This is a genomic window from Marinobacter sp. L-13 (assembly GCF_056857715.1).
The window spans coordinates 237,258-249,503 of sequence record NZ_JBSXNQ010000055.1 but is presented as its reverse complement, the minus strand read 5'-3'; the positions used below and the strand labels follow the sequence as shown (position 1 = coordinate 249,503).

The window sequence follows — 12,246 nt, the reverse complement described above, 5'->3', positions numbered from 1 at the left end:
CATGAACAAGCGTGTTTCCAACCGGGTCGCAGCCATCCAGATGGTCAGCGGTCATGACATTGACGCCAATCTGCGCGAAGCGGAACAGCTGCTGGCCCGGGCTGCCGAGCAGGGCGCCTCGGTCGCCGTACTGCCTGAGAATTTTGCGGTTCTGGCCACCAGTCAGATGATTGATCGTGGTCGCCAGGAGGCGGGGGCCGAGCCTGTCATAAGAACCTTCCTGGCCGAACAGGCCCGGAAACTGGGGCTCTGGATCGTTGGCGGATCGATGCCCGTGGCCAAACGACCGGACGGCTCAGATCTGGAGGATCGGGTCAGGGCAACCTGCATTGTCTTTGATGACCAGGGTGAGGAAGTTGCCCGTTACGACAAGATTCACCTGTTTGATGCCATGGTGGAAGACGCCCATGGTCAATACCGTGAATCGGACACCTTCGAGCCCGGCGAACAGATAGTGACCGTGGATACGCCCGCGGGCAAGCTGGGGTTGGCGATCTGCTACGATCTTCGCTTTCCGGAGCTGTTCAGGCTGCTGCGTGAGCAGGATGTCGACTGGATTTGCCTTCCGAGCGCTTTCACCTGGCAGACCGGTGATGCCCACTGGTACCCCCTGATCCGGGCCCGCGCGATCGAGAACCAGGTATGGTTAGTGGCACCTGGCCAGGGTGGCCAGAACAGCGAGCGCCGTCGCACCTATGGCCACAGCCTGATCTGTGATCCCTGGGGGCGGATCGTGACGGAAATGGGGGAAGGCCCGGGCCTGGTCACCGCCGAACTGGACGCCGATCAGGTAGCCAATCTGCGCGCCCGGATGCCGGTGTGGGAGCACCGCCGGCTCAAAGGTTGAACCAACGGCTCACATGGCCTCGGCGTCATCGATGCACTCCCTGAGATAACGGAACAGTTTCCGGGCCTGGCCGGTGTTCTTCTGTTTTTCGACGTCTTTTCGGGCGTTTCGAGCAAGGTTTCGCAGGTGCTGCATATCGGCAGTGGGGCAGTAGCTGAAGAACTCGCCAACAACGGAATCGCCTTCGGCAATCATCCGGTCCCGCCAGCGTTCCGCCAGGTGGTGTCTGCGGGTGTGTTCTTCGCTACCGGCATCGAAGGCGTCGATGGCTTTCGCCAGGGCTTCAGGATCATCTTCCTGTCGGATGACCTTACCGATGTATTGCAGGTGCCGTCGTTTGGCCTCGTTCTGGCGGATACGGCGGGATTCCTCGATCGCGGCGCGGAGGGTCTCGCTGATTGGCAAGGTTTCCAGCTGATCGTTGCTCAGGTCCAGCATCCGCTTGCCCAGATCCTGCAGGGCATGCATTTCCCGTTTCAGCTGGGATTTGCTCGGGCCGTCGTATTCCGGCGCGTCGTTGTCTTGATGGTCTTTCATAAATCCGAGATCCGCTTAAGCGTAGAAAATCGTCGCGAGGCCAAGAAAGGCCATGAACCCGACTACATCGGTCACAGTCGTGAGAATCACGCTGCCTGCCAGGGCCGGATCAATATTGCGAGATTTGAGAAACAGTGGCAGAACCGTGCCAACCAGCGCTGCGGCGACAAGATTGATCACCAGCGCGGCAGCAATGATCGCGCCGATCATCACATCCTGGAACCAGAGCATGGCTGCACCCGCCACCACGGCGGCCCAGAGCAGGCCGTTCAGTATCCCTGACAGAAATTCCCGGTTCAGCAGCCAGCCTACGTTGGCGCCGCTGATCTGCCCCACGGCCATACCGCGAATCACCAGTGTAAGCGTCTGACTACCAGCAATGCCGCCCATACTGGCAACAATTGGCATCAGCACTGCGAGCGCCACCACTTTGGCGATCGTGTCTTCAAATAGCCCGATGACGGCGGAGGCGGTCAGTGCCGTAATCAGGTTGATGCCCAGCCAGACGGCACGGCGACGGGTGGTTTTCCACACCGGCGCAAAGGTGTCCTCGTCTTCGTCCAGACCCGCCATACTCATCAGTGAGTGGTCCGCATCCTCCCGGATAACGTCAACCACGTCATCGATGGTGATCCGACCCAGCAGGCGGCCCTCCTCGTTTACCACCGGCGCCGAGATCAGGTCGTAGCGTTCAAACAATGTCGCTACCTTGGTGTCGGAGAGGCTCACGGGAATGGGCTCGATGTCGGTATCCATGACTTCCCGCACGGTGGAGGCGGGGTTGGAGACCAGCATTTTCGTGATGGGCAGCATGCCAATGAAATCGTCCCGGCGGCTGACCACGATCAGGCTGTCGGTCATGGGTGGCAGGGTGCGGTGCCTGCGAAGGTAGCGGAGCACAACATCGATACTGATGTCCGGGCGCACCGTAATGGTGTCCGTGTTCATCAGACCGCCGGCGGTGTCCTCCGGATAGGAGAGAACTTCCTCCACCCGTTGCCGGTCCTGCTCGTCCATGGTCTCCAGGACTTCCTGGATGACCGTATCCGGCAGCTGCTGCAGCAGGTCGGCCAGGTCGTCTGACTCGAAATCCTCGATGATGTCCGCCAGTTCCTGAGCGTTCAGCTGGCTCAGGAAGTAGCCTCGGATATCATCACTGAGATACTGGAGAACCTCGCCTTCGAGGTCTTTGTCCACCAGGTTCCACAGCAGGGCCCGCTGCCGGGGCGGTGAGGACTCCAGCAAATGGGCAATATCACTGGGGCTCAGGCCACCGTTCAGGATGCGGGCAACCTGCTTCAGTGCGCCACTGTCCAGCGCTTCGCTCAGGGAACGAAGACGCTGGCGGGCCTGGCTTTTTTCCAGAATATCGGTCATGTGTTTATTTTACTCACCCTCACCGAAATAGTCGTTAATCAGTTCCACCAATGCTTCGATGGCCTGTTCCTCATCCGGTCCGTCGGCAATGAGCTCCACATCGGTTCCTTTGCTGGCGGCCAGCATCATCACCTGCATGATGTTCTTCGCGTCCACATCCCGGCCTTTGCCGCTGATACGCACGCTGCTGTCGTATTCCGATGCCGTGTTGACCAGCTTCGCAGTGGCGCGCGCATGCAGGCCCAGTTTGTTGATGATGGTAATGGGGCGGCGAATCATGGCTTGATCAGATCTCTTCCCGGGTCTGCAGGTGTGGCAGCTCGGTGTGCCGCACTTGCACATTGCTGTACCGTTGCCGGAAGTACTCACCCAACTGCTCGCACACATACACCGACCGGTGCTGGCCGCCGGTACAGCCAATGGAAATGGTCATATAGCTGCGGTTACTGTCTGCAAAGGAGGGCAGCCAGGTATCCAGAAATGATTTCAGGTCCTCGATCATCTTCCGGCTTGCCGGTTCTTTTTCCAGAAACTCGATAACCGGCTGATCCGTCCCGACATACTTGCGGAGGCTGGTATCCCAGTAGGGGTTGGGCAGGCAGCGGACATCGAAAACGTAGTCGGAATCCAGCGGCACGCCGTGTTTGAAGCCGAATGACTGAAACAGGAGAGCCAGTTCCTGATCTTTTCGACCGACCACGCGCTGCTTGACCATGTCCCGCAGCTCGTACATGGACATGCCGGTGGTATTTACGTAAAGATCGGAAAGCTTGGAGAGGGGCTCCAGCAGTTTCTTCTCGCTGGTAATGGCTTCCCGGAGAGAGGTCCTGTCGTCACTCAACGGATGCTTTCTGCGGGTGGCGTGAAAACGCTGCAGAAGCGACTGCTCGTCGGCGTCCAGGAAGATGATTTCAACGGTAACCCCGGTTTCCTGGAGGCGCCGGTAGATCTCCTCGAAATTGGCCAGCTCGCCGGAAAGGTTCCGCGCATCGATACTGACGGCCATCTTGCCCAGTCGACCAGGCCTGGTCTGGCTGGCGGCTTCCCGTGTGAGGGGGAAGAGCAGGCCAATAGGAAGATTGTCGATGCAATAAAACCCGAGGTCCTCCAGCACATGAAGTGCGGTACTCTTGCCCGAACCGGACCTGCCACTGACGATAATCAGCTTCATGACCACCTTACCTCCACTGCAGTGAATATCAGCCGCCTGAGGCGGTCATGCGCTGGTACAGCGTGCTGGCGTCCTCGGATTGCCGGAGGCGATCACAGAACGACCGCTCATTGAACTTTTCAGCCAGTTGGCTGAGCAGCTCCAGGTGTTCGCTCGTTGCTTCCTTCGGGACGATCAGGGCGAAAATCAGATCCACCGGCTGATTGTCGATAGCATCGAATTCGACGCTTTCTTCCAGCGTCATCAGCACGCCCACCACGTGATCAAGTCCTTCCAGACGGCAGTGGGGAATGGCGATTCCCTGGCCAATGCCGGTGCTGCCCAGGCGCTCGCGGGAAATCAGGTTGTTGAAGAGCTGGGTCTCGCTGAGCGTGTTGTCCTGATGGTTTATCTGCTCGGCAATAAACTCCAGGGCCCGTTTCTTGCTGGACGCAGCTACCCTGCAGAGGGTGAGCTCCGGAGCAAGAATGTTCTCTATGGTCAGGGATGTGTCGCTCATGGATCGACTGCGTTTCCGTTAAAAAAAAGGCTGCGACACGTTACTCATGTCGCAGCTCGATTAGATGAATTGCATGAAAACAGTCAGTTAGCGAGAGCCGTTTCCGTGCATCCGGTCTACATTCTTTTCCTTGTGCTTGAGGATCTGACGGTCAAGCTTGTCGATCAGGGCATCGATGGCTGCGTACATATCCTCATTTTCTGCCTTTGCGTGAATCTCACCACCAACCACATGCAACGTGGCTTCCGCAATCTGGCGCACCTTTTCCACTTCCAGGGTCACCTGGCAGTTACTGATGTGGTCAAAGTGACGCTCGAGCTTCTCGAACTTCTCTGAAACATAATCCTTCAGTGCGGGAGTCAGTTCTACGTGATGGCCTGAAATATTGAGTTGCATAGGCGTCTCCTGTTGTCATCGTGCCGGCTCCCGGGAGCCGGTCTGGGTGCTGGCGCATTATGCGCCGGCGAATACGGTGTTGCGTCCCGGCCCCCGGGTATTCAGACCAGCCGCTTGCGCTCGTTGGACGGCGGAATGTGCATGGCCTCCCGGTACTTGGCAACGGTGCGTCGCGCAACCTTGATACCCTGTTCCCCTAGCATGGCTGCAATTTTGCTGTCGCTCAACGGCTTTTTGGGCGTTTCCGCCGCAATCAGCTTCTTGATCATCGCGCGTATGGCCGTGGAGGAGCATTCTCCACCCTCGTCAGTGCTGACATGGCTGGAGAAGAAGTACTTCAGCTCGAAAATGCCACGGGGGGTATGCATGTATTTCTGGGTGGTTACCCGTGAAATGGTCGATTCATGCATCTCTACCGCCTGGGCGATGTCTGAAAGAATCAACGGTTTCATGGCTTCTTCACCGTGATCCAGGAATCCCTGCTGGTGCTCGACAATACGGGTCGCGACTTTCAGCAAGGTCTCATTGCGGCTCTGCAGGCTCTTGATGAACCACTTGGCCTCCTGCAACTGGTCGCGCAGGTAGGTGTTGTCTGCGCTGCTGTCCGCACGCCTTATAAGTGAAGCATAGCTGGCATTGACCCGGATGCGCGGTGCAATTTCAGGATTCAGCTCAACACGCCAGCGGCCATTGTGTTTGCGAACGATCACGTCCGGAATCACATAATCGGGTTCGGCCCGGTCAATGACATCGCCCGGCCGCGGATTCAGGCCGGTGATCAGCGCCAGGACATCCCGCAACTGGTCTTCTTTCAGGCGGCTGCGGCGCAGCAACTGGGCGTAATCGCGGTTGCCCAGCAGGTTGATGTAATGGGTAATTACAAGGCGTGCCTGGGCCAGCCAGGGTGTTTCCGGCGGCAGCTGGTTGAGCTGGATCAGCAGGCATTCCTGTAGGTCCCGGGCAAACACGCCGGGCGGATCAAAGTGTTGCAGGCGGTGAAGCACGGCTTCCACTTCATCCAGTTCAAGGGGGTCTTCATCGTTCTCATCCAGCAGTCCGGCGTGGATTTCCTCCAGCGGGCTGGTGATATAGCCCCGTTCGTCCACTGCATCCATCAGGGCATGGGCAATGGCCTGGTCCCGTTCACTGAGGGGCGTCAGATTGAGCTGCCATTCCAGGTGATCCTGAAGCGTTTCGGTCGGGGAATTACGGGTTTCGAAATCGTGATCGTTTTCGTCGTCGTTGCGGGCTGCCGGCGCTGGTGCGGACTGGTAGATGTCGTCCCAGGCGGTATCAACCGGCAGATCGTCCGGAATGTTGTCAGGAATCTCGTTCTCCGAGGACCAGTCCGGGCCGTTCTCGGATTCATCCCAGTCGCTGGCCGGTTCCGGGGCAGCTTCAGCGGCGGACTCGGTGGCGTTGGCCTCGCGCTCGTCGTTTTCGCTGGCTGCGTCGGTCTGGTCATCGTCCTCGGAGGTCTCCAGCATGGGGTTGGATTCCAGTGCCTGCTGGATTTCCTGCTGGAGGTCGAGAGTGGAGAGCTGGAGAAGCCGGATCGCCTGTTGCAGCTGGGGCGTCATGGTCAGGCTTTGACCCAGCTTTAACTGTAAGGAGGCTTTCATAACCATGGTTCAGGATCCGTCACTCATCAGCGCGTTGTGTCATAAGTCGTGAAAAAATCTTTATATGCCGGTTACTTGCCGTGATTTTAATTTACCCTAGCAAGTTCTTTGCCGAGTTTACTTGCTACAGATCATCAAAACAATCAGCCATTGGGTGTCAGAGTCTGAATTCGTCGCCGAGATAGACTTCCTTGACCTGCTGGTTGGCCAGGATGGCGTCGGCATTGCCGGAGGCGATGATGTGGCCGCCGGAAACAATGTAGGCATTCTCGCAGATGTCCAGGGTCTCACGCACGTTGTGGTCGGTGATCAAAACGCCAATGCCTTTGTCCCGAAGGTGCCGGATGATGTGTTTGATGTCGCTGACGGATATAGGGTCAACGCCGGCGAAGGGCTCATCCAGCAGGATGAAAGCCGGCTCCATGGCCAGGGCCCGGGCAATTTCCACCCGTCGCCGCTCACCACCGGACAGGGCCATACCAACGCTGTCCCGGATATGGGTGATGTGGAATTCCTCCAGCAGCTCCTCGAGCTTTTTCTGCCGGTCTGCCTTGCTCAGGCCCTGCCGCGTCTCGAGGATCGCCATGATGTTGTCGCGCACAGACAGTTTGCGGAAAACCGAGGCTTCCTGTGGCAGGTAGCCGATGCCCTGGCGGGCCCGACCATGCATGGGCAGGGGGGTGATATCCCGGCTGTCGATCGTTATCCGCCCGTGATCGGCAGGAACCAGCCCAACGATCATATAGAAGCAGGTGGTTTTCCCGGCACCGTTGGGACCAAGCAGCCCGACAATTTCCCCACTGCGGATTTCCAGGGAAACGTCGATCACCACTTTTTTCTGTTTGTAACTCTTTGCCAGGTTACTGGCTCTCAGAACTGCCATCGGATCCCTGTCTGTCTGTACTGCGTGGCTGAATCACCATCTCTACCCGGCCGCTGCCCTCGCCGGTGTCTGCGCCGCCCTCAGCGGTGACAACCCGGCCGACGGTATCATAATGAATGACATCACCCCGGAACAGGTTGCCATTCTGCTCGATGACTGCTTCCCGTTCAAAGGTCAGCTGGCTGTCGGTGGCAGACCAGGTAATGTTCAGGGCACGGGCATCGGTTTCGCCTTCCCCCTCGCGCGCCGGTTGACGGTATATAGCGGGCGTACCAGAGGCTTCGATCCGGCTCAGGCCGTCCTCGGTCCGGTACAGGACGACCCGCTCGGCAGTCAGGCGGGTATTGCCCTGCTCAAGTTCCACAGCGCCGGTGTAGGTGGCAATGCCCTGGCCGTCATCCAGGCGGGCGGTATCTGCGGTGACCTTGATAGGAGTGTCAGAATCAAGGTCAAATGCAGCCGCCGGGCCGATCATCACGACCGTTAGCAGGGCAGCCATCAGGCGCCGGTATCGGTTAGTTTCCGGTTTCATAGAGTCCTTCCACCTGGGAGTTCAGTTCCAGAATTCGTTCGTCTATCCACGCTTTCATGCCCGTGGCCCGGGTTATGCCGGTAACATCACGTATTTCTACGGGCGCGTCTGTATATACCATGCCCCGGTCGTTATCCAGGGTCAGGCTTGATGTTGTCAGGACGGCGTCCCGTTCGCCAATCGTGCGCTGAACCCGGACATTGTCCGTCAGGTACACCAGATTCTGGTTTTGCAGCAAGCTGCCATTGTCGGCCTCGACAATCCACGGCAGGGCCTCCTGGTCCCCGTACAGCTCGGCCCGGGGAGATTCCATGGTGGCCAGGTTGCCTTCCTCGAACTGCTCAATTCGGGGGCTGGAAAACCGGATCTTGAGATTGCCCGCTTCATCGAAGGAGGTGTACTGACCATTCACCACGAAACCGTCTGGTTCGGCGTCTCCCCGTAGGGCCGCTGCCTCGTCATCAATCACAGGGGGTTCATCGCTGCGCCAGAGCAGGAATACGGCTGCCACCACGGTAGCAGCCAGTGCCAGTGCTCGCAGCCAGGGTCTGTCCAGCAGCCAGTTCATGCCTCGGGCTCCAGATAGGGGGCAAGTGCTGCGTCAAGCCTGCCATGGGCCGTCAGCAGCAAGTCGCAGGCTTCGCGGACCGCCCCTTCGCCGCCCCGGGCAATGGTGCAGTAGTCGGCATGCTGCTGCACCAGCCAGTAACCGTTGGGCACGGTGATGCCCAGTCCGGCGAACCTCAGTGCCGGGAGATCTGGCAGATCGTCCCCCATGTATGCGATGGCCTCGGGGCTGATATCCATGGTGCTGACCAGTTCCTGAAGGGCTACCTTCTTGTCCTCTCGCCCCTGCATCAGGTGGGGAATGCCAAGATCCCGCATGCGCTTCTCGGTCAGGGGGGACTTTCGTCCGGTGATCACGGCCACGGTAATCCCGGCTGCCATCAGTTGTTTCAAACCCAGGCCATCCAGAATGTTAAAAGCCTTGAGCTCATCACCAGTGGCGCTGAAATAAAGTTTACCGTCGCTCATGATGCCGTCGACATCCAGTGCGATCAGGCGGATCTTTACGGCCTTTGCCAACAGCGAATCCGGCCATTGGTGCTTCATATCAAACAGCTCCTCATAGCCCCTAGATAACGCCGGCACGCAGCAGGTCGTGCATATTGATGGCGCCAATCAGACCACCCTGGTCGTCGGTAACGGGGAGGGCGTTGATCTTCATCTCCTCCATTATGTTCAGCGCTTCCGCCGCCAGATGATCGGCCTGGATCGTTTTACCATGCCGGGTCATGACCTCGTTGATGGGCGTATTGTGAATGTCCACCGATCGATCCAGAGTCCGTCGAAGGTCACCGTCCGTAAATATTCCGGTAAGAGTGCCTTTATCATTGACGACGGTGGTCATACCGAGACCCTTTCGGGACATCTCAAGAAGAGCACCGCTCAAGGGGGTATCCTCGTTGACGACTGGAATCTGATCACCGCTGTGCATGATGTCGGAGACCCTGAGCAGCAGCCGACGCCCGAGGCTGCCGCCGGGGTGAGAGATAGCGAAATCCTCGGCACTGAAGCCCCGGGCCTCAAGGAGTGCAACGGCGAGGGCATCGCCCATCACCAGGGTGGCCGTTGTGGAGGAGGTGGGCGCCAAACCCAGTGGGCAGGCTTCCACCATAACGCTGACGTCCAGATTGGCGACGGCTTCCCGGGCCAGTGTGGAGCTGGCATTGCCGGTCATGCTGATCAGCGGAGCGCCCATGCGTTTGATCAACGGCATAATGGTGACCACCTCGCTGGTGTTGCCGCTGTTGGAAATGGCGATGACCACATCCTGGGAGGTGATCATACCCATGTCACCGTGGCTTGCCTCGCCCGGGTGCACGAAAAACGATGGCGTTCCAGTGCTGGCCAGGGTGGCGGCAATTTTGTTGCCAATGTGGCCGGATTTTCCCATGCCGGTCACAACCACGCGGCCCTTGCAGTTCATGATAACTTCGCAGGCCCGCGTGAACTGGTCGTCGATTCGGCCTTCAAGGGCATCAATGGCGTCGCGCTCAATGCGGATGGCGCGGATGGCAGAAGATCGGAAATCGCTGGGAGTCTGTTCGGTCATCGGGCTTTGGGCCTGGCTGTCGGGACGTTGTAAATGTTGGGCAGAGTATACCATTTTCACCCGGCAACGATGCCCGGTTACCGAAAGTTCAGTCAAACTGATCATTGCTATCAGTACATTTTGGGCACTTTGGATTGAGCTTGCGCGCTCCTTGGCATAATGTAGCCCCTCTTTGAAAGGTAAGGACTATGAATTCACCGGCTTACATATCGCTCAAGGACGTCGTGTTCTCCCGCTCAGGGCGCCGTATCTTCGACGGTGTCAGCCTGGACATCCCCCGCGGAAAAATCACCGCCATCATGGGGCCCAGCGGAACCGGGAAAACCACGCTGCTTCGCCTTATTGGCGGCCAGCTCAGGCCGGATTCGGGCAGTGTTGTGGTGGACGGCCATGAAGTGCCGAAGCTCAAGCGCAAAGCCCTCTACAGCCTTCGGGAAAAGATGGGCATGCTGTTCCAGAGTGGGGCGCTGTTCACCGATCTGAGCGTGTTCGAGAACGTGGCCTTCCCGTTGCGGGTGCACACAAAGCTGCCGGAAGACATGATTCGTGATGTCGTGCTAATGAAGCTTGAAGCCGTCGGATTGCGAGGCGCACGCCAACTGATGCCGTCGGAACTGTCCGGAGGTATGACCCGCCGGGTTGCTCTTGCCCGAAGTATTGCCCTGGATCCCGAGCTGATCATGTACGACGAGCCGTTCGCCGGCCAGGACCCGATTGCCATGGGCGTTCTGGTAAAGCTGATCCGCGATCTGAACAGCTCCATGGGGCTGACCAGCGTTCTGGTTTCCCACGATGTGCCCGAATCCCTGAGCATTTGCCATTACGCCTGCATCATCTCGGACGGCAAGGTGATCGGGGAGGGCACGCCTGAAGAGCTCCGGGCGCATCCTTCCGGGAAGGTCCAGCAGTTTCTCCAGGGGCAGCCGGATGGCCCGGTGCCGTTTCACTATCCGGCCGAGGGCGCCGCCCAGGACTTTGGGTTGTCCGGGGGTGTGTCTTGATTGGCAGAATTGCGGCATTCGGGCGGCTCGGTCTTGATATCGTCTCGTCATTCGGCCGTTCAGGCCGTTTCCTTGCAGGCGTTCTGGGCGGTGTGCCCAGGCCGGCGACCGGTTTCCCCCTTCTGGTGAAGCAGCTGTACGCCGTTGGCGTTCTGTCCCTGGCCATTATCGTGGTTTCTGGCCTGTTTATTGGCATGGTGCTGGGGCTGCAGGGGTATACAATTCTGAGTGATTACGGTTCCGAGGCCGCTATCGGCCAGATGATTGCCCTGACCCTGGTGCGCGAACTCGGGCCGGTGGTAACCGCGTTGCTCTTCGCGGGCCGGGCCGGTTCGGCGCTGACAGCGGAAATAGGCCTGATGAAAGCCACCGAGCAGCTGTCTAGCATGGAAATGATGGGTGTGGACCCGCTTCGGCGCGTCATTGCGCCCCGCCTCTGGGCCGGGTTTATCGCCATGCCGGTACTGGCGGTCATTTTCTCGGTGGTCGGCATCTGGGGCGGTATGCTGGTGGGTGTAGACTGGCTGGGCGTGTTCGAAGGCTCCTTCTGGGGCAATATGCAGTCGTCGGTGGATTTTGTTGATGATGTCCTGAACGGTGTCATCAAGAGCGTTGTTTTCGGCTTTGTCTGCGCCTGGATTGCGGTCTACCAGGGGTATGACTGTGTGCCGACATCGGCAGGGATCAGCTCGGCGACCACCAAGACCGTGGTGTACTCATCGCTGGCGGTGCTGGGGCTGGATTTCGTGCTGACCGCTGTCATGTTTGGCGATTTCTGAATCAACGATTAACGAGATAATACCGGAGCCTGAAATGGCGCAGAGAACCACTGAAATCATCGTTGGCCTGTTCATGATCGCAGGCTGTGCAGCTTTGCTGGTCCTGGCGCTTCAGGTGAGCGGGCTGTCGCCGAAATCGGCCGAGAGCACCTATACCATTTACGCCAATTTCAACGATACGGGCGGGCTCACGCCCCGCGGTCGGGTCTCGATGGCCGGGGTAACGGTTGGCACCATCGAATCCATCAGCCTGAACACGGAAACCTTCCAGGCTCGGGTCGAGATGTCGATTCATTCGGATGTGGACAATATCCCGTCGGACAGTTCCGCAGTTATACGTACATCCGGCCTGCTCGGCGAGCAGTACATTGATATATCGATTGGCGCCGAGATGGATTCGCTGAAAGAGGGCGATACCTTCTATTCGACACAGTCGGCCATGAACCTGGAACGGCTGATCAGCAACTTTGCATCGGGCCGTTGATT

The 12,246-nt window shown here is 58.5% G+C and carries 16 protein-coding genes; 4 read left to right on the top strand and 12 right to left on the bottom strand.

Annotated elements, in window-relative coordinates:
* The first annotated feature begins 1 nt into the window (after window position 1).
* The gene (locus AC13DD_RS11835; RefSeq protein WP_008170148.1) at window positions 2-847 is read left to right on the top strand and encodes a carbon-nitrogen hydrolase family protein; all 846 of its coding nucleotides are present in this window, start codon (window positions 2-4) and stop codon (window positions 845-847) included.
* A gap of 9 nt (window positions 848-856) precedes the next feature.
* Here the strand turns inward: AC13DD_RS11835 and yjgA are convergent, their stop codons facing one another.
* From yjgA to AC13DD_RS11775, 12 genes are all read right to left on the bottom strand, one after another.
* The gene (gene yjgA, locus AC13DD_RS11830) at window positions 857-1,384 is read right to left on the bottom strand and encodes a ribosome biogenesis factor YjgA (RefSeq protein ID WP_008170149.1); all 528 of its coding nucleotides are present in this window, start codon (window positions 1,382-1,384) and stop codon (window positions 857-859) included.
* Between the two features lie 15 nt (window positions 1,385-1,399).
* Window positions 1,400-2,761 (bottom strand): magnesium transporter, encoded by a 1,362-nt coding sequence (gene mgtE, locus AC13DD_RS11825; protein ID WP_008170150.1) that lies wholly within the window; start codon window positions 2,759-2,761, stop codon window positions 1,400-1,402.
* A gap of 9 nt (window positions 2,762-2,770) precedes the next feature.
* On the bottom strand, window positions 2,771-3,040 hold the full coding sequence (locus AC13DD_RS11820; RefSeq protein ID WP_008170151.1) for an HPr family phosphocarrier protein: 270 nt from the start codon (window positions 3,038-3,040) through the stop codon (window positions 2,771-2,773).
* A gap of 7 nt (window positions 3,041-3,047) precedes the next feature.
* Complete coding sequence (gene rapZ / locus AC13DD_RS11815; RefSeq protein ID WP_008170152.1) at window positions 3,048-3,932, bottom strand: RNase adapter RapZ; 885 nt, start codon at window positions 3,930-3,932, stop codon at window positions 3,048-3,050.
* Between the two features lie 28 nt (window positions 3,933-3,960).
* Window positions 3,961-4,431, bottom strand: coding sequence for a PTS IIA-like nitrogen regulatory protein PtsN (ptsN, locus tag AC13DD_RS11810; protein WP_008170153.1), 471 nt, complete (start codon window positions 4,429-4,431; stop codon window positions 3,961-3,963).
* Window positions 4,432-4,518: 87 nt separating this feature from the next.
* Window positions 4,519-4,827 (bottom strand): ribosome hibernation promoting factor, encoded by a 309-nt coding sequence (gene hpf / locus AC13DD_RS11805; protein WP_008170154.1) that lies wholly within the window; start codon window positions 4,825-4,827, stop codon window positions 4,519-4,521.
* Between the two features lie 101 nt (window positions 4,828-4,928).
* Window positions 4,929-6,455, bottom strand: a complete 1,527-nt coding sequence (locus AC13DD_RS11800; protein ID WP_176443020.1) for an RNA polymerase factor sigma-54 — start codon at window positions 6,453-6,455, stop codon at window positions 4,929-4,931.
* A gap of 151 nt (window positions 6,456-6,606) precedes the next feature.
* Window positions 6,607-7,332 (bottom strand): LPS export ABC transporter ATP-binding protein, encoded by a 726-nt coding sequence (gene lptB / locus AC13DD_RS11795; protein WP_014577739.1) that lies wholly within the window; start codon window positions 7,330-7,332, stop codon window positions 6,607-6,609.
* Window positions 7,310-7,864, bottom strand: a complete 555-nt coding sequence (gene lptA, locus AC13DD_RS11790) for a lipopolysaccharide transport periplasmic protein LptA (protein WP_008170160.1) — start codon at window positions 7,862-7,864, stop codon at window positions 7,310-7,312. The genes lptB and lptA overlap by 23 nt, the downstream gene beginning before the upstream one ends.
* On the bottom strand, window positions 7,848-8,432 hold the full coding sequence (gene lptC / locus AC13DD_RS11785; protein WP_008170163.1) for an LPS export ABC transporter periplasmic protein LptC: 585 nt from the start codon (window positions 8,430-8,432) through the stop codon (window positions 7,848-7,850). The genes lptA and lptC overlap by 17 nt, the downstream gene beginning before the upstream one ends.
* Window positions 8,429-8,977: a KdsC family phosphatase gene (locus AC13DD_RS11780; protein WP_008170166.1), complete on the bottom strand. Its 549-nt coding sequence runs from the start codon at window positions 8,975-8,977 to the stop codon at window positions 8,429-8,431. The genes lptC and AC13DD_RS11780 overlap by 4 nt, the downstream gene beginning before the upstream one ends.
* A 22-nt stretch (window positions 8,978-8,999) precedes the next feature.
* Entirely contained in the window at window positions 9,000-9,980 is a 981-nt protein-coding gene (locus AC13DD_RS11775; RefSeq protein ID WP_482931209.1) for a KpsF/GutQ family sugar-phosphate isomerase, read from the bottom strand.
* Between the two features lie 188 nt (window positions 9,981-10,168).
* On the opposite strand from AC13DD_RS11775, the gene AC13DD_RS11770 reads away from it, so the two are divergent.
* The 3 genes from AC13DD_RS11770 to mlaD are packed head-to-tail and all read left to right on the top strand — an operon-like array spanning window position 10,169 to window position 12,244.
* Window positions 10,169-10,981 carry an ATP-binding cassette domain-containing protein gene (locus AC13DD_RS11770; protein ID WP_053112675.1) on the top strand — a complete coding sequence of 271 codons (813 nt, stop codon included), beginning with the start codon at window positions 10,169-10,171 and terminating at the stop codon, window positions 10,979-10,981.
* Window positions 10,978-11,760, top strand: a complete 783-nt coding sequence (gene mlaE, locus AC13DD_RS11765) for a lipid asymmetry maintenance ABC transporter permease subunit MlaE (RefSeq protein ID WP_053112674.1) — start codon at window positions 10,978-10,980, stop codon at window positions 11,758-11,760. The genes AC13DD_RS11770 and mlaE overlap by 4 nt, the downstream gene beginning before the upstream one ends.
* Before the next feature lie 34 nt (window positions 11,761-11,794).
* On the top strand, window positions 11,795-12,244 hold the full coding sequence (mlaD, locus tag AC13DD_RS11760) for an outer membrane lipid asymmetry maintenance protein MlaD (protein WP_053112673.1): 450 nt from the start codon (window positions 11,795-11,797) through the stop codon (window positions 12,242-12,244).
* Window positions 12,245-12,246: the final 2 nt, after the last annotated feature.

Coding starts and splice junctions, on each gene's coding strand:
- ptsN (WP_008170153.1), bottom strand. CDS start 4,431: ATGAGCGACACATCCCTGACCATAGAGAACATTCTTGCTCCGGAGCTC.
- mlaD (WP_053112673.1), top strand. CDS start 11,795: ATGGCGCAGAGAACCACTGAAATCATCGTTGGCCTGTTCATGATCGCA.
- AC13DD_RS11770 (WP_053112675.1), top strand. CDS start 10,169: ATGAATTCACCGGCTTACATATCGCTCAAGGACGTCGTGTTCTCCCGC.
- AC13DD_RS11775 (WP_482931209.1), bottom strand. CDS start 9,980: ATGACCGAACAGACTCCCAGCGATTTCCGATCTTCTGCCATCCGCGCC.
- lptA (WP_008170160.1), bottom strand. CDS start 7,864: ATGAAACCGGAAACTAACCGATACCGGCGCCTGATGGCTGCCCTGCTA.
- rapZ (WP_008170152.1), bottom strand. CDS start 3,932: ATGAAGCTGATTATCGTCAGTGGCAGGTCCGGTTCGGGCAAGAGTACC.
- mgtE (WP_008170150.1), bottom strand. CDS start 2,761: ATGACCGATATTCTGGAAAAAAGCCAGGCCCGCCAGCGTCTTCGTTCC.
- hpf (WP_008170154.1), bottom strand. CDS start 4,827: ATGCAACTCAATATTTCAGGCCATCACGTAGAACTGACTCCCGCACTG.
- AC13DD_RS11780 (WP_008170166.1), bottom strand. CDS start 8,977: ATGAAGCACCAATGGCCGGATTCGCTGTTGGCAAAGGCCGTAAAGATC.
- AC13DD_RS11835 (WP_008170148.1), top strand. CDS start 2: ATGAACAAGCGTGTTTCCAACCGGGTCGCAGCCATCCAGATGGTCAGC.
- yjgA (WP_008170149.1), bottom strand. CDS start 1,384: ATGAAAGACCATCAAGACAACGACGCGCCGGAATACGACGGCCCGAGC.
- AC13DD_RS11800 (WP_176443020.1), bottom strand. CDS start 6,455: ATGGTTATGAAAGCCTCCTTACAGTTAAAGCTGGGTCAAAGCCTGACC.
- lptC (WP_008170163.1), bottom strand. CDS start 8,432: ATGAACTGGCTGCTGGACAGACCCTGGCTGCGAGCACTGGCACTGGCT.
- lptB (WP_014577739.1), bottom strand. CDS start 7,332: ATGGCAGTTCTGAGAGCCAGTAACCTGGCAAAGAGTTACAAACAGAAA.
- AC13DD_RS11820 (WP_008170151.1), bottom strand. CDS start 3,040: ATGATTCGCCGCCCCATTACCATCATCAACAAACTGGGCCTGCATGCG.